Genomic DNA, 16,192 nt, shown 5'->3' with positions numbered 1-16,192 from the left:
CGACCCGCATGGCGTATTAGTCGCGGCTCGCCTCGTAGGCCGCCAGCTCGTGGCGGTAGCGGGCGATGGTATCGTCGCTCAGCGGGCTGCGCGAGGCGTCGGTCAGCATGGCGTCGAGATCGCTGGCCAGCTGATCGGCGGCCTGCAACATGTGCTCGAACGCGAAGGCGGCATTGCTGCGCAGCGGCAGCTGCATGAAGAGCGACACACCCGGGGTGCTGAACTGCTCCATGCGATAGGGGTTGAAGGTGCCCGGCTTGACCATGTTGATCATGGAGAAGAGCACCTCGCCCTTGCCGCCCAGATCCTCGTGGCGGTGGAAGATGTCCATCTCGCCAAACTTGAAGCCGAGCGCCAGCAGGGAGGAGAGCAGGGTGGCCCCTTGCAGGTCGTGACCGGGACGCGCCATCAGGTTGATGACATAGACATCCTGCCAGATCTTCTCGACCGGGGCCGGGGCTGGTTCTGGCTCGGCTGCGTGAACCGGCTCTTCATAGGCTGGCTCGTCATCGTAAGCGGGCTCTTCATAAGCCGGCTGGGCGTAGCGGGGAGCCTGCTGGGCAACCGGTGCCGGCTCGCGTGCACCGAAGGTCGGCGCCTGGGCATAGGCCGGCTCCACCAGCGGCTCTTCGTCCAGCGGCTGCATCATGGGCTCGCGCTGCGGACGGGAACGGTGTACCGGGGTACGGCGGATCACCTGGGCAGGTTTGCGCACCGGCGCGGCAGGGGCCTCTTCAACAGGGGCGGCAACCGGCTCGTCATAGTCCTCTTCTTCCTCATACACAGGCTGAGGGGGGACAGGGCGAGCGGCAGGCTTGCGCACCACGGGAGGCGGCAGATCGGCGTCGTCATCTTCATCATCGAAGGCGGGAACGGGGGCGACACGGCGGGGTTCGGGCTGACGGGCCTCGTCGCTGCGCAGTTTGGGCTCGGCACGACGGCCACCGCTCACCACACGCACCTGACCGATGCCATCGCTGTCGAAGGCGTCGTTGTCACGCTCACGGGACTTGGACTCCATCCGACCCAGGGGTTTCTCCTTGATCGGTGCCTGACGATTCTTTCTGTTGCTCCACAACCCGTGAATGAGCAATGCCGCGATGGCAATACCGCCCAGGGCAACCAAGATGTAACGCAATTCCTGCATTAGCTGCTTCTCTTTCTAGTTTTGCTCAGCCAAAGCGACGGCTTCACCGATATCGACCGACACTATGCGCGAAACCCCGGGCTCTTGCATCGTGACGCCAACCAGCTGCTCGGCCATCTCCATGGAGACCTTATTATGACTGATGTAAACGAACTGTACTGTGCTCGACATCTCTTTGACAAGAGAACAGAAGCGACCGACGTTCACTTCATCGAGCGGTGCATCCACCTCATCCAGCAGACAAAATGGTGCTGGATTGAGTCTGAAGATGGCAAAAACCAGCGCAAGGGCGGTTAGCGCCTTCTCCCCCCCGGAAAGCAGGGCAATGGTAGCATTCTTCTTGCCCGGAGGTCTTGCCATGATGCTCACTCCGGCCTCCAAAAGATCATCCGAGGTCAGCTCAAGCCAGGCACTGCCCCCCCGAACACTTTTGGGAACAGGGATTTTAAATCTTCATTGACCTTATCGAAAGTGTCGCGGAAGCGTATTTGTGTTTCTTTATCAATTCTTTTAATGGCTTGGCTCAAGGTATCGAGGGCCTGCTCCAGATCCTGGCACTGATTTTCCAGGTAGCTTGAACGGGTTTTCGCCTCCTCATACTCCTCCAATGCCGCCAGGTTGATGGCGCCAAGCGCCCCCACCTGCGCCTCCAGCGTCTGGATCTCCTGGCGCAGCTTGCCGCGATCAGCGGCAATCAGCACCGCCTGATCGAGGTCCACCAGGCGCACGCCCAGCTCTTCGAACTGCTCGTGCAGTCCCTGCCTGCGCGTCAGGTTGCGCTCGCGCTCGAGCCGCAGAGTCGCCAGCTTCTCTTGAATTTTCACCAGCTGCTTGTGATCGGCGCTTCTGGCCTGCTCCAGCTCGGTCAGCTGACGATCCAGCTCCGCGAGCCGCTGGTGACAGGCCAGTTGCTGCGCCTCAAGATTGCGCTGTTCGACCAGCAGGGGCGACAGATCCTGACTCGGAGCGGCCCCTGGCTCCTTGAGTTCCGCCAGCTCCAGGCCGAGACGGGCCAGCTCCTGCTCGCGCAGCGTGATGAGCTGGCGCTGGTTCTGCTGCTCCAGTTGCAACCGCTGGCAGGCCGCCTGCTGCTGCTCCCGGCGAAGGCGCACCTCTTCCAGCGCCCGCTCCGCCCCGCTCACCTGCTCCTGGGCGAGCAGCAGCGCCTCGGCGAGTACCTCCCCCTGCTCCTGCAGCTCGCCAAGGGCCGCTTCATCCTGCTCAAGCCGCTCCCCGGCCGACGCCAGCCGCTGCGCCTCCTCAGCCTGCTCCTTGTCCAGCCGGGCCAGCTCTTCCCCCAGCTGGCCCAGGCGCTGCAAGCGCTCCTGGCGCTGCCCCTCGCGCAGACTCCAGGCTTCGCGCAGTTGCTGCCACCGCAGCTCCTGCTCTCGCAGGGTGTGCTGAGCCAGCTCATGGGCACTGTGCAGCTGGGCCCGCGCTGCATCGGCGGCGGCAAGCTGCTCGTCGAGTCTGTGCAGCGCCTCCCGACCCGCGGCCAGCTCGGTGTGCAGCCGCTCACGCTCACCGAGCAGCGCCAGCGTACCGAGGGCCATGCCCTCCCCCAGATCCGCCCAGTTGGGGCCGAACCAGTCGCCGGCGGGAGTGAGCAGCGACTCACCGGCAGAGAGGATGTGCAGGCGGGACAGCGCCTCCTCCCTGCTCTCTGCCAGCCAGATGGCATTGAGGAAAGCCGGAATGTGCTCGCCCCCCAGTTGCGCCGCCAGGGTACCGGCCCTGGCTGGCTGGGCCGGGCCAATCCAGAGTCCGGGTTGCGCCAGGTTGCACTCGTCCGCCGGAATTGCGGTGAGCCAGCGGCCGAGCACCTTGTCCAGCCCCCGGGCCCACTCGGGGGGAACCTGCAACCGATCCGCCAGGGTCGCGCCCGCCATCTGCTCCCCCAGGATCTGATCCAGGGTGGCGAGGCGCGCCTCCAGCTCGCGCAGCAGGCCCTGCTGGCGACCCTGCTCTGCCTTGAGCTCTTCATGGCGCGACACACCGGCCTGCCACGCTGCATCGGCTTCCTCATGGCGGGCGCGGGAGAGCGAGAGTTCCGCCGCCAGGGCATCGAGCGCCGGTTGCAGGTTCTCCCCCTCCCCGCCAAGGGGCCCGGCCTGTTCGTCTTCCAGCTTGAGGCGGGCAAGCCGGGTCTTGGCCTGCAGCTCCTGCAGGCCATTCACCTCGGCGCGGGTCTGGTTGAGCCGCCCCTGCAACTGGCCCAGCTGCTGCTGCCACTGCTGCTGCCGCTGGCGCGCCTGCTCGAGCCGATCGCCCGCTACCGCACGCACGCTCTGCTGGTCGGTAAGCAACTGCTCACACTGCTCGAGGCGCGCCGACGCCACCTCCCCCTGCAACGTGCTGTCGCTCAGCTGTTCCAGCTGGCCGGCCAGCTGGGCCTTGAGGCCGTCGATACGCTCGCCGAGGGCCTGCCGTCTCGCCTGCCAGTCGCGGCCAAGCTCGCTCTGGTGCAATTGCTGCTGCTCGAGGCGGGCGATGGCTTGCCCGCCGAGAAAAATCTGTTGCTGGCGGCTGGCCTGCTCGGCCTGCGCCTCCTGGCGGGCCACCGACAGGGTGACGTGACGCCCTTCGTCTGCAGTGCGCTTGGCATCGAGGGCCGCCAGCGCCTGTTCAGTCTGGGCCAGTTCGGTCTTGGCTTCGCCAAGACGCGTCTCCAGCGCCCACAGTTCCGAGCCGATCAGTTCGCTGCGGGCCGCGCGACTGCGGCTCTTGAGCTGCTTGTAGCGCTCGGCGGTCTCGGCCTGGGCCTTGAGATGTTCGAGGCGCGAGCCCAGTTCGCTACGGATATCGCCAAGGCGTTCCAGGTTCTCCTGGGTATGGCGGATGCGCTGCTCGGTCTCGCGGCGCCGCTCCTTGTAGCGGGAGACCCCGGCGGCCTCTTCCATGAACAGCTTGAGATCGGCGGGGCGGGACTCCACCAGCCGGCTGACGGTGCCCTGTTCGATGATGGCGTAACTGCGGGGCCCAAGGCCGGTGCCGAGGAAAAGATCGGTCACATCCTTGCGGCGGCACTTCTGGCCGTTGATCTGGTAGTGATTGGAGCCGTCGCGCAGCACTTCGCGGCGCACCGAGATCTCGGTAAAGCGGCCGAACTCGCCGGGTACCCGGTTGTGGGGATTGTCGAACACCAGCTCCACCGAGGCGCGGCCATGGGCGCTGCGGTTGATGGAGCCGTTGAAGATGACGTCGGTCATGTTCTCGCCGCGCAGATGGCGGGCGGAGCTCTCCCCCAGCACCCAGCGCACGGCGTCGATGACGTTGGATTTGCCGCAGCCGTTGGGGCCCACCACGGCGGTCATGTCGGCGTTGAGTTCGATGCGGGTCGGCTCGACAAACGACTTGAAACCGGCGAGTTTGATCAATTTCAGACGCATGGCGGCCTATGTGGGTAACGAAATAAAGAGGAGGCGGGCAGGCGACTTTACCAAATCAAAGGCTTGTTTGTAATATGCTGGCACTTTCCCCATTCACTGATGGAGCTCACATGAGCCAATCACCCCACATGGTCAAAGATTCGGTCAGCGGTGCAGACTACTTCCTGCGCGGCTTCTCACTCATCCGCCAGCCCGGCATCCGCACCTTCGTGCTGATCCCCCTGCTGGTCAACTTCGTGCTCTTTGCCGGTGCCTTCTACGCCCTGTTGCTACAACTGGACGGTCTGTTCGCCTGGCTGCACCAGCAGATCCCGAGCTGGCTCTCCTGGCTTGATTACCTGCTCTGGCCCATCGCCCTCATCACCATACTGGTGGTCTTCTCCTTCATCTTCAGCTCGGTGGCCAACTGGATAGCCGCCCCTTTCAACGGCCTGCTGGCAGAGAAGGTGGAACAGATCCTCACCGGTGAAGCCATGAATGACACCGGCATGCTGGATGTGGTGAAAGATGTGCCCCGTACTTTCGGCCGCGAATGGACCAAGCTGAAATACTATCTGCCCAAGGCCATCGGCTGCCTGATCCTCTTCCTGATCCCGGTAGTGGGCCAGACCCTGGCACCCGTGCTCTGGTTCCTGCTCAGCGCCTGGATGATGGCGATCCAGTATGTCGATTATCCGTTCGACAACCACAAGATCGGCTTCATCACCATGCGCGACGCCCTCAAGCAACGTCGTGGAAAGTGCCTGAGCTTCGGCGCCCTGGTAACCCTCTTCTCCGCCATCCCGGTGGTGAATCTCTTCGTGATGCCGGTGGCCATCTGTGGCGCCACCGCCATGTGGGTGGACCAATACCGCAGCGAGCAACTTGGACGCTGAACCGCGTCATCATGATCAAAAGAGGGGGCGAAAGCCCCCTTTTCATTACTTAATCTAATGCATAACCAAGATAGCTTGTCGCCCCAGCGCAGGGTTGTTAGGATGCGGGCCTTTCTCGCACCCTGGGATATCTCATGTTACATGCACTCTTCTTGCTCGGCCTGGTGGCCGAAGGGATGACTGGCGCGCTGGCAGCGGGTCGGCGACGAATGGATCTGTTTGGCGTCGTGATCATCGCCTCGGCGACGGCCATCGGTGGCGGTACCATTCGGGATGTGCTGCTGGGCCACTATCCCCTGCTCTGGGTCGAGCACCCCGAATACGTGCTGCTGGTGGCGGGCGCCGCCATGGCCGGGGTCATCTCGGCCCCGCTGATGCGCTACCTTGGCAAGCTGTTCCTGGCGCTCGATGCCCTGGGGCTCGTGGTCTTCTCCATCTTCGGGGCTGCCCGGGCGCTCGAGATGGGCCACGGGGCCGGCATCGCCTGCATCATGGCCGTGGTGACCGGCGTGTTCGGGGGGGTGCTGCGGGACTTGCTGTGCCAGCGCATCCCGCTGGTGTTCAAGCGCGAGCTCTATGCCGCCGTCTCGCTGATCACCGCCGCGCTCTACTGCTTTGCGCTGCACCATGGGCTGCCCAACGACTGGGCCGCTTTCGGTGCCATCGGCATCGGCTTCGTGCTGCGGCTCCTGGCGGTACGCTTCAAGTGGGGACTGCCCACCTTCAACTATCAGTACGCCACCCATTGATCGCGCCAGTTCCTGGCCATATAGCACGGATAACGAGCAACAAAAAAGCGCCATACGGCGCTTTTTTGTTGGGCATCGGCAAGGGAGGAAAGGGTCAGTTGATCCCTTCAGAGCTGAAAAAGGTCGCCTTGTCGGCGATGAAACGCACCTTGATGTTCTTGCCTTCCCCTCCCCAGACACAGCTCGTGGTGCCGAGAGCATCGTCGCAACGCTCGGCCTTGCCGAGGATGGCACTCGCTTCGGCATAGCTCATCCCGACTTTCAGCTTGTCGTAGCTCTCGCGGTTGAGCTTCCCGCAACCAGTCAACAACAGGGCGATGAGCCCCCCGATCACAATCTGCTTCATCTTTCTCTCCTCTGGCTGGAGTCCAGAGCCTAGCAGCTTGGTCCCCCTCAATGCCAGCGGCAAAAAGACACAATCGGCACTCAACCCTTGAGGAAATCCCGACTCACCAGCTGCGAACGGGGCCTGTGTCCAGGTGCACGAAGTTGTCGGAAGGGTAATAACCCACACCGCCCACCTTGAGGTTCAGGGCGGCCTTGCGCAGGTGCGCCAGCTGCACGCCGGGGATGCGCACGTCAACCGCCTGCCCCAGGGTGTGGTAGCTGTGCTTGGCGACGCCGCGACTCTTGCGCCGCTTCTGCTGATTGGTGGCCGGGGAGCGATAACCCGAGATGAGCTGGATTTCGCCGTGGCGTCCCAACTTGTGTTGCAGCAGAAAGAGCTGATCGAACAGCTTTCTGTCGATGTTGAACACTTCGTTGCGACGGTAGTCACGGAAAATATGGTTGAGCTCCGCCAGCCCGTCGCTCAGATAGTGGCCATCTTCCCAATAACTGGCGCGTACCCGCTCGCCGGTATTGAGGTTGAAGAAACTCAGTTCCCGTCCCGAAGTGCTGCGGCTCGCCAGCGCAGGGAACGACAGCAGGCTGGTCCCCATCAGGCAACCCGCCCCCAGCAGCAGACGGCGTCGGCTTATCTCTTGTCCCAGCATCCGTTGTCCGTCCATCTCATGGTGAAGTCACACAGGTGAATGAATTTGATACAAGGGCCGAAACTACCTGCCAGAAAAAGCGCTGTCAAACCCCATTCACCCATGAAAAAGCCCGGCACGGGCCGGGCTTTTCACTCTGTGGCAAGGATCACAGCAAGCGGCTTTGATAGCTGACTCTGTCGAATCCGTAGATATCGTTGTGCAGTTGCTGACGTCCCTCTTCATCAATCCAGCTGCTCCAGTAGACGGTAAACACCGGGATAGGGTTGCTCAGGGGCAGCCACTTGGTCTGGGTCTCTTTCAGGATGCTGGCCACCTTGTCCGGCTGATAGCGGGAGTCCGCCAGCAGCAACTCCGCCAGATCGTCGGCGTGTTCCACCCGGATGCAACCCGAGCTGAAAGCACGGGCCCCCTGCTCGAACAGCGCCTTGCGCGGGGTGGAGTGGAGATAGATGGCATCGTTGTTGGGCAGATAGAACTTGTAGCGACCCAGGGCATTGTGATCCCCCGGCTTTTGCCGCAACCGGTAAGGGAAACCCGAGGCCAGCGCATGGTGCCAGCCATCTTCGCTGAACTGCACCGGATTGCCCTCGCCGTCGATCACCTCGAACTGTTCGCGATCCAGGTAGGCAGGATCGCGCCCGAGCTTGGGCAGAATGTCCTTGCTCAGGATGGAGCGCGGCACGTGCCAGGCCGGGTTCAGCACGATGGAGCGGATCTCGCTGGCGAGGATGGGGGTGGCCCGCTGCTCCTTGCCGACGATGACCCGACTGGTGAAGACCTCGCTGCCAGACTCCACCACGCTCAGGCGGTAGTCCGGAATGTTGACCAGCACATAGCGACCGGCAAGGTGATCCACCAGATCACGGCGCCACAGGTTGCGTACCAGCAGGCTGGCGCGCACCTCGGGGCCGGTATTGAGCCAGCTGCGGGTCTGACGGCCGATGATGCCGTCGGCGGTCAGGCCGTGGCGGCGCTGGAACTGCTTGATGGCCTGTTCGGTCTCGGGATCGTAGAGGCTGTCCTGGTGAGTCGGGGCACTGTCCCCCAGTTCGTTCAGGATGGAGCGGATCTGGCCGAGCTCGGTCGAGCTCTCCCCGGCCCGCAGGGTCGGCATGGAGAGGGTGGGCCAGTGCTTGGCCATGGGCATGGCCAGCAGCTTGCGCACTTCTTCGCGCACGGCGTCGTATTCCGCCACCTGTGGCCTGAGTTGCCTGACCTGCTCCAGCAGATTGTCTCCCTGGGGGGCATGGGCCAGGGGGCGGTTCAGATCCAGCTTGAGGGTCTGCATCTGTTCGCGCGCGACCAGACCCATCCCTCGCCAGGCCTGCTGGAATCGGGCCAGCTTGCCAAAGGCCTCATCATAGAGGGCACCGCGCCGATCCGCCGGGGTCTTTTGCAACTGCTGCCAGAGGCGGTAGAAATCCGGATGCAGCTGGGCCAGCACCGCTTCCTGCAACTGCTGTTCAAGCTCATGACGAGCCTGCTCGGCCACCTCGTTCTGATACCAGTCATGCTGGATGCTGGGACTGGCCACTACCGCCTGTTCCGTGCTGGCATGAACCATGCTGGCCGGCCAGCAGCCCAGCCAGATGAGATTCGCCAATGCCAACCAATACTTCTTACCCATGCTTCTTACCACGCTTGCCTCAAATCGGTTCATTTCGGCCTGTCAGGCGCGACGGTCAGGACCCCATGATGCGTGAATGCCGACGACTTTGCTAGCGGACGGAGGTGTAACGACGCCAGATGAGTTCCTGCTCCCCGCTGTCGCCGACGGCCACTATCGCCTCGTTGAACCGCGCTACGAATTCCCCGGACAGGGTCTTCTTGCTCAACATGAAAAAGGTGGGCGTCTCATGGATCGCCATGGTGTGGGGGACGACCGCGTCCGACAGCCCCTCTCTCTTCAGACCCCAGGGCGTGGCCAGACTATCCCCGAGAAAACCGTCTATCCGCCCAAGCAGCAGCTTGCGATAGTTTTGCACATCGTTGACCTCGCTCACCTGGTTGCGGTATCGCTGCAGAACCTTGGTGATTTCCGGGCCATAATAGTAGTCCCTGGTCACACCGAGGCGATGCCCGTGGGCCAGCCAGCTCGCCAGATCCGACTCCTCACCGGTACCGGATTTGCGTACCCAGAGCGATGTCCGGCCCGGGTTGTAGGGGATGGAGAACCAGGCATAACGCGCCCTCTCATCAGCAAAATACGCCTCCATCACGATGTCCAGCCGACCCCGCTCAAGATCGTGCAACCCCCGCTTCCAGGGACGCTCCACATAGACCAGACGACAACCCAGCCGATTCGACACGGCATTGAGGTAGTCGACCGCAAATCCACGCAGTTCCCGACGTGCTCCCTCTTGCTGGTAATAGTGGTATGGGGGCCAGTCATCGAAACCGACGCGAAGGGGGGAGGAGCAGAACGATTGCGCCCACAACGGTTGGAGGGGCAGACAGCAGAGCACACACAGAGAGAAGAGTCTCATGGGTCATCCTTGACGACGGGACAGGCCATCTTAATTCTGCCCGGGTGAAATGGCGACAGATCCTGCCACAACAAAGCACAATATCAGCCGTTTGCCTGATGCGCCCCAGGTGGCGGCAGACAGGTTGGCGCCGAAAAAGCCACAATCAAGAAGAGGAAGCAAACGACCCCAAAGCCCCTTGGTAAGCAGGGTGATTGAGGGTTAATATGTGAGCAAATATATTTTTGTGATCCACTATGCTTTTTTTGCAATTGGATTAGCATATGCGCGAAATCTGCCTATCAATCTGTCGGGCGTCGAGTGAGTAATATGACCTACAAAAAGTTCGGTTTTCTGGCTGCCATCCTGGCACTGAGCGGTTTCTACCTTTATACCCTCTATCTGGCCGCTCACCCCAACGTGAGCCTGGCTTACAAGCTCTATTACCTGGAAGGCAAGACCCGTTTCTGGGAGCACAACTCCAGCATGACCTACCAGCCCGGCAACGAACTCAACCTGACCAAGCCGAGCCGCTTCCTCTCAAGCGAAGGCTGGGCCAAGAAGCCCAACGAGCAAGGCACCGAGCTGAGCGGTCAGGGCGGTCTCTATTTCGTGCTGCCCAAGCAGCAGGCCCAGCCGGAGCAGCTCACCATCCAGGCCAGGATCAACAGCCCCCAGGCTGGCGCCCTGCTCAAGGTGGCGCTGGGTCATGATTTCACCACCACGGTCAAGCTGGCCAAGGCGGGCATCAACGAGATCCGCCTCAGCCTGCCGGGCGACTCCCTGACCGCCGATCCCAAGCGTCCCAACTTCCTGGCGCTCTCCGCCCCGACACCGCTCAACGTCCAGTCCGTGCGACTGACCGTGGCTCAGTGAAGCGGAATGCCCCAAGCATCTGTTCCGTAAAATAATTCTTTCAATAAGGAAGTTCCCATGTCCCGTGCCGATTTTCGACTCTCTCTGGTCGTTCCCGTTTACAACGAGGAAGAGAGCATAGACGCCTTCATCAGCGCGATAGATACCGAACTGGCCCCGCTCAAAGACCAGCTTGAAATCGTGTTCGTCAACGATGGCAGCCGTGACCGCACCCGTGAGGTGGTCGAGCAGGCCATCGCCCGGGATCCCCGTGTGACCCTGGTCAACCTGGCCCGCAACTTCGGCAAGGAAGCGGCCATGACCGCCGGCCTGCACCAGGCCAAGGGCGACGCCATCGTCCCCATGGACGTGGACCTGCAGGATCCCCCCTCTCTCATTCTGGAGTTCGTCAAGCTGTGGCAGACCGGCGACTATGACACCGTCTACGGCATCCGGGTGGATCGCAGCGCCGATACCCCGATGAAACGCCTGACCGCCGGTGGCTTCTACCGCTTCTTCAACGCCCTCTCCACCAGCACCAAGCTGCCGGAGAACGCCGGTGACTTCCGCCTCATCGATCGCAAGGTGGTCGAGGCCATCAAGCAGTTGCCGGAGCGCAACCGCTTCATGAAGGGGCTGTTCGCCTGGGCCGGTTTTCGCGCCGTCGGCGTTCCCTACGAGCGCCCGGCCCGCCATGCCGGCGAAACCAAGTTCAACTACTGGAAGCTGTGGAACTTCGCCCTTGACGGCCTGATGAGCTTCTCCAGCTGGCCGCTGCGGGTGTGGAGCTACATCGGGGTCGGTGTCTCCTTCATCGCCTTCCTCTATATCCTCAAGATCATCACCCAGGTGCTCTTCTTCGGCATCGACGTGCCCGGTTACGCCTCCCTGATGTCGGTCATGCTGTTCCTCGGCGGCATCCAGCTGCTGTCGCTGGGCATCATCGGCGAGTACATCGGCCGCATGTTCGTCGAGGTGAAACAGCGCCCCGTCTACCTCATCGAAGGGGTCTACGGCCAGTACGCCAAACAGGATGAAGAGCAGAAGCAGGAAGTGCCCACCACCAGCAAGAAGATCGCTGGCAAGAAGGCCGCCGCGAAAGCCGCTGATGATCAGCAGGAGCAGGCGTCTCAATGATCTCCCGCGAGGAATTCTGGCGGCTGGTTCGCTTCGGTTTTGTCGGCGGGGGGGCCACCCTCGTCGATCTGGGTACCTCCATCGCCCTGTTTCATACCTGGCCGGCCATCTCCGAGCACCTGGTCACGACCCTGGCCTTTGCCGTGGCGTTCTGGTTCTCGTTCTTCGGCCATCGCTACATCACCTTCCAGAAACAAGGTGCCGCCAGCAAGTTCCTGCTGGTTGCCCTCTTCTCTCTGGCGGTGCGTAACCTCATCCTGAGCGGTTTGCTGTTTGCGGGTCTTTCCGGTCTGTTGCCGGTGGTGATCGCCACCCTGACCGTCACCATGCTCACCTACGTTCTCTCCCGTATCTGGGTTTTTGCCTGATGAATGATATGACCAATACCGCCCCGTCAACCGGGGCTGCACTCCCCTATCGCCCGTCACTGCGCATCAGCGGCCGCGACTGGCTGATGATTGTCGCCGCCTTTGTGCTGAGCCGGGTGGCGCTCTATGGCATGGGCTATTTCGGCGTCCAGCTCTATGGCGCCACCGACATCGGGCCGCTGCAGGCCTACTGCCAGTTCGACTGCGTCTGGTTCCAGCGCATCATCGAGAATGGTTACGACCTCTATCCACGCTGGTTGAGCAAGGGCAATGCGGCGAACTGGGCCTTCATGCCACTCTATCCCATGCTGGCCGGCGGTCTCTCCAGCCTGTTTGACATGGAGAGCCTCATCGGCCTGATGCTGGTGGCCAACATCGCCTTCTTCATCAGCCTGCCCCTGATGCTGCTGGTGCTGCGCCAGCTCAAGCTGGGGGACGACACCGCCCGCTTCGGGGTCTGGCTGCTGGCCTTCTCCCCCTTCTCCGCCTATTTCGTCTCCGGCTATACCGAGCCCATGTTCATGGCCTTGATGCTGGGAATGTTCCTGTTCGCCTACCGCGAACAGTGGCTCATGGTCGCCTTCCTCGGCATCTTCATCTCCGCCACCCGCAACCTGGGGGTGATGATGGTGTTCCCGGTGCTGATCCTGGCCCTGCAAGCCTACGGCTGGCGCGAGTTCTTCCGCTTCACCGAGCGGGCCTTCAAGGTGGTGTTCACCCTCTGGCTCATTCCCCTCGGCCTCTTCTCCTACATGGTCTATCTCTATCACCTCACCGGGGATGCCCTGGCCTTCAAGCACATCCAGGTGGCCTGGGGCCGCTATATGGACAGCCCCCTGGACTGGTGGCTGAGCGGCTTCGAGCTGGGGGGGCGCAAGGCCTATCTCTCCATCATGGTGATCTTCGGCTGGTGTCTGAATGGCTACCTGTTCAGCCAGAAACGCTGGGCCGAAGCGACCCTGATGTTCATCTGCTGCACCATCCCCCTGATGACCGGCCTCAACGCCATGCCCCGCTACATGTTCGGCCTCTATCCGACCCTGCTGGCCATCGTGCTGCTGGCCCATCGCTGGCCTGCCATCCGCCCTGCGGTGCTCTGCATCAGCGGCATGGTTGCCTCCTTCATCGCGGTGGCCTTCGTCAACTTCAAGTTCTTCACCGTGTGACGCCACCCCGAATGCCTACAAGCCGGTCAACTGACCGGCTTTTTTCATGGCCGCGACACCCGGTTCACACTTTTCCATTCTTGAAAACGTAACCATTTGAACTGACGTCACAAATCGGTATTTTACCGGTCCAAGCCTGCCCCAGCGCACCCTAGAATGAGTGCCTCAACGGACCCTGCTCCTCACACTCTGCTCAAGGAATGGCTTATGCGTCTCTCTTCGCGCCCCGCTCTTCGCCCATCACCCCTGTGGCTGGCCGTGCTCGCCACACCGCTGTTCATCAGTCAGGCGATGGCCGCCCCCGAGGTCTATCTCCATGTGGATGGCAAACCGGTGGCCGAGGCGCTGACGCTGGACAAGGGCACCGTCACTCTGACCCACAGACTGGACAAGGGGAGCCACCAGATCCGCATCAGCGATGCGGGCAACAGCTGCGGCACCAGCTTCGGGCCAACCGAGGCCAAGCCCCTTCCCTTCGGCACCGCCCAGCCCATGGACAAGTGCAGCAAGGGGACAGACTTCAATCTGAGGGTGATGCTGGCGGGGGACTACGAGTTCACCTTCAACCCCGATACCCCCAGCCTCAAGGTGTTGCGGGCAACCAAAAAGAGCGAGTTCAAACGCCAGCCTCCGGAAGAGCCCTGCATCAGCTGGGATGGCGGCCCGGTCACGACATCACTCAAGGGAGTCTGGCCCGACGGCACCCGGTTGCGGGATGCCTACTCGGGACAGGAAGCCGTGGTCAAGGGCGGCAAGATCACCCTGACACCGAGCAAGGAGAGCGGCGGCCTGCTGCTGCTCGAGCCGGTCAAGGCCGCCAAGCCTGCTCCCTTCAGCTGGGATCAGGCGAGCGTCTATTTTCTGCTGACCGACCGCTTCCACAACGGCGATCCCGCCAATGATCACAGCTTCGGTCGTCAGAAGGATGGTCAGGACGAAGTGGCCACCTGGCATGGCGGTGACTTCAAGGGACTGACCGAGAAGCTCGACTACATCAAGCAACTCGGCATCAACGCCATCTGGATCACCCCCATGGTGGAACAGGTCCACGGCTTCATCGGCGGTGGCGAACAGGGGAACTTCCCCTTCTACGCCTACCACGGCTACTGGGCGCTCGACTTCACCAAGATAGATCCCAACTACGGCGACGAAGAGAGCCTGAAAACCCTGGTGGACGAGGCCCACAAGCGCGGCATGCGGATCATCCTCGACGTGGTGATGAACCACGCAGGCTACGCCACCCTCGCCGACTTGCAGGATCTGGGGCTCACCGATCTCACCCAGAACACCGGCAAGCTGCCGAGTCGCTGGAACGAATGGCGCCCGAGCGGCGGCCTCAACTGGCATGGCTACAACCAGTTCATCGACTACCAGTCATCCCACTGGGACAAGTGGTGGGGCCCTGACTGGGTGCGGGCCGGCCTGCCCGGCTACCCGCAACCCGGCACCGACGACGTCACCGGTTCGGTGGCGGGACTGCCGGACTTCCTGACCGAATCCACCAGATCGGTGGGGCTGCCACCGCTGCTCGCTGCCAAAAAAGACACCAGGGCCAAGGCCCTGCCCAACGCCACCGTGAGCGATTACCTCATTGCTTGGCACACCGACTGGGTGCGCCGCTTCGGCATCGACGGCTTCCGTGCCGACACCGTCAAACACCTGGAGCCCGCGGTCTGGGCCAGGCTCAAGCAGGCGGGCACCGACGCGCTCAAGGAGTGGAAGGCCGCCAACCCGGGCAAGGCCCTCGATGACCTTCCCTTCTACATGGTGGGCGAGGTGTGGGATCACGGGGTCGCCAAGGACTTCTGGTACCAGCACGGCTTCGATTCCCTGATCAACTTCGACTACCAGCGTGAATTCGCTCTGCCCCAGGCCCAGTGCATGGCGGGGGCAGAACCCACCTATGCGAGCTACGCCAGCCGCATCAACCAGGATCCCGAGTTCAACGTGCTGAGCTACATCAGCTCCCACGACACCAAGCTCTTCTTCGGCGACTACCAGGACGTGGCGCTGCAACGGCGGGTGGCCAACAGCTTCATGCTGCTGCCGGGGGGCATCCAGATCTACTATGGCGACGAGTCCGGCCGGGGACTGGCCAAGGATGGCGGCGTGTTCGATCAGAGCGTGCGCTCGGACATGAACTGGCAGGAGCTGGCGAGTGGCGAGAAGGCGGAGCTGGTCAAGCACTGGCAACGGCTCGGCCAGTTCCGTGCCGCCCACCCTGCCATCGCGGCGGGCAGCCACAAGAAGATTTCCGATGTCCCCTACGGCTTCGTGCGGGAGAAAGGAGAAGATAAAGTGGTCGTGGTCTTCGCAGGTCGGCAGAAATAGCGACCTGGCCTGAATAAAAAGGGGAGCCGATGGCTCCCCTTTTTTGTCTTGCTGACGCCCGCATCAATCAGACTGGCGAGCCGCCTTTGGCCACTGCAACCTCGCCCTGAGCAGGGTTTCCTGCCACAGGGGCCAGGCCAGCAAGGCCTGCTGATAGGTGCCAGCCTGACCGGGCAGCGAAATGCCATAGCTTGCAAGTCGATAGGCCATCACCGCATAGAAGGCATCCAGAATGCTCGCCTCGTCGAAATAGAAGGGCCCCCGCGCCTGGGACCAGAGGGTCTGCAACCGGGCCAGCTCGTCGATGACCTCCACCGGCGGTTCACTCTGGGTGGGCGCCCCCAGGAAGAAGGGCAGCAGGGTGCGGATCTGGCGAAAACCGGCGTGCAGCTCGGCGCACAGGCTGCGGGCCAGGGCCCGTTCGGCCTTGTCCACCGGATAAAGGTGGCGCTCCGGGCAACACTCGTGGAGATATTCGGCGATGGCCAGAGAGTCGTGAATACGCAGCTCACCGTCGTCGAGCCAGGGCACCAGGCCGGCGGGGGCCGTGCGCTTGAGCCGTTGCAGCTCCTTGGCATCTTCCAGATCGAAGACCTGCTCCTGCCACTCCAGTCCGCTCATGGCCAGCACCAGCGCCGTTCTCATTGCCCAGGTGGAGCCCGTGCCCACCGTCAAAACCAGGGATCCCATCGATTGCCTCCTGCATGGGTTG

At 62.3% G+C, this 16,192-nt stretch carries 13 protein-coding genes and 1 pseudogene; 7 read left to right on the top strand and 7 right to left on the bottom strand.

Annotated features, from left to right (window positions below; translation table 11 throughout):
• Window positions 1-16: 16 nt before the first annotated feature.
• A complete protein-coding gene (gene zipA, locus C2U30_RS20725; RefSeq protein ID WP_103244444.1) occupies window positions 17-1,147 on the bottom strand; it encodes a cell division protein ZipA in 1,131 nt (376 codons plus the stop codon).
• Between the two features lie 15 nt (window positions 1,148-1,162).
• A pseudogene (locus C2U30_RS20720) lies at window positions 1,163-4,536 on the bottom strand (AAA family ATPase).
• Between the two features lie 110 nt (window positions 4,537-4,646).
• Between C2U30_RS20720 and cysZ the strand changes: the two are divergent.
• Both cysZ and C2U30_RS20710 read left to right on the top strand, forming a co-directional pair.
• A complete protein-coding gene (cysZ, locus tag C2U30_RS20715; RefSeq protein ID WP_010673447.1) occupies window positions 4,647-5,411 on the top strand; it encodes a sulfate transporter CysZ in 765 nt (254 codons plus the stop codon).
• Between the two features lie 134 nt (window positions 5,412-5,545).
• Window positions 5,546-6,160 (top strand): trimeric intracellular cation channel family protein, encoded by a 615-nt coding sequence (locus C2U30_RS20710; protein WP_010673446.1) that lies wholly within the window; start codon window positions 5,546-5,548, stop codon window positions 6,158-6,160.
• A gap of 94 nt (window positions 6,161-6,254) precedes the next feature.
• Here C2U30_RS20710 and C2U30_RS20705 read toward each other — a convergent pair whose 3' ends face one another.
• From C2U30_RS20705 to C2U30_RS20690, 4 genes are all read right to left on the bottom strand, one after another.
• A complete protein-coding gene (locus tag C2U30_RS20705; protein WP_010673445.1) occupies window positions 6,255-6,506 on the bottom strand; it encodes a hypothetical protein in 252 nt (83 codons plus the stop codon).
• Window positions 6,507-6,609: 103 nt separating this feature from the next.
• Window positions 6,610-7,155 carry a DUF882 domain-containing protein gene (locus tag C2U30_RS20700; RefSeq protein ID WP_039039271.1) on the bottom strand — a complete coding sequence of 182 codons (546 nt, stop codon included), beginning with the start codon at window positions 7,153-7,155 and terminating at the stop codon, window positions 6,610-6,612.
• A 148-nt stretch (window positions 7,156-7,303) separates the two neighbouring features.
• Window positions 7,304-8,785, bottom strand: coding sequence for a L,D-transpeptidase family protein (locus tag C2U30_RS20695; protein WP_103244443.1), 1,482 nt, complete (start codon window positions 8,783-8,785; stop codon window positions 7,304-7,306).
• Window positions 8,786-8,876: 91 nt separating this feature from the next.
• Window positions 8,877-9,644: a substrate-binding periplasmic protein gene (locus C2U30_RS20690; RefSeq protein WP_069651724.1), complete on the bottom strand. Its 768-nt coding sequence runs from the start codon at window positions 9,642-9,644 to the stop codon at window positions 8,877-8,879.
• Between the two features lie 309 nt (window positions 9,645-9,953).
• On the opposite strand from C2U30_RS20690, the gene C2U30_RS20685 reads away from it, so the two are divergent.
• The 5 genes from C2U30_RS20685 to C2U30_RS20665 all read left to right on the top strand — a co-directional run bounded on the left by C2U30_RS20685 (window position 9,954) and on the right by C2U30_RS20665 (window position 15,480).
• The gene (locus C2U30_RS20685) at window positions 9,954-10,499 is read left to right on the top strand and encodes a hypothetical protein (protein ID WP_103244442.1); all 546 of its coding nucleotides are present in this window, start codon (window positions 9,954-9,956) and stop codon (window positions 10,497-10,499) included.
• Between the two features lie 57 nt (window positions 10,500-10,556).
• On the top strand, window positions 10,557-11,615 hold the full coding sequence (locus C2U30_RS20680) for a glycosyltransferase family 2 protein (RefSeq protein ID WP_103244441.1): 1,059 nt from the start codon (window positions 10,557-10,559) through the stop codon (window positions 11,613-11,615).
• Window positions 11,612-11,983, top strand: coding sequence for a GtrA family protein (locus tag C2U30_RS20675; protein ID WP_103244440.1), 372 nt, complete (start codon window positions 11,612-11,614; stop codon window positions 11,981-11,983). Before C2U30_RS20680 ends, C2U30_RS20675 begins: the two co-directional genes overlap by 4 nt.
• The gene (locus C2U30_RS20670; RefSeq protein WP_029313951.1) at window positions 11,983-13,149 is read left to right on the top strand and encodes a membrane protein; all 1,167 of its coding nucleotides are present in this window, start codon (window positions 11,983-11,985) and stop codon (window positions 13,147-13,149) included. Before C2U30_RS20675 ends, C2U30_RS20670 begins: the two co-directional genes overlap by 1 nt.
• A 207-nt stretch (window positions 13,150-13,356) precedes the next feature.
• On the top strand, window positions 13,357-15,480 hold the full coding sequence (locus C2U30_RS20665) for an alpha-amylase (protein ID WP_103244439.1): 2,124 nt from the start codon (window positions 13,357-13,359) through the stop codon (window positions 15,478-15,480).
• Between the two features lie 63 nt (window positions 15,481-15,543).
• Here C2U30_RS20665 and C2U30_RS20660 read toward each other — a convergent pair whose 3' ends face one another.
• Window positions 15,544-16,170, bottom strand: coding sequence for a glutathione S-transferase (locus C2U30_RS20660; RefSeq protein WP_103244438.1), 627 nt, complete (start codon window positions 16,168-16,170; stop codon window positions 15,544-15,546).
• Window positions 16,171-16,192: the final 22 nt, after the last annotated feature.

The sequence above is a fragment of the Aeromonas sp. ASNIH5 genome (assembly GCF_002902865.1).
GTDB classification, from domain to species: Bacteria; Pseudomonadota; Gammaproteobacteria; order Enterobacterales; family Aeromonadaceae; genus Aeromonas; species Aeromonas caviae.
The sequence above is the reverse complement of the archived record's forward strand: the minus strand, read 5'-3'. Positions and strand labels throughout refer to the sequence as shown.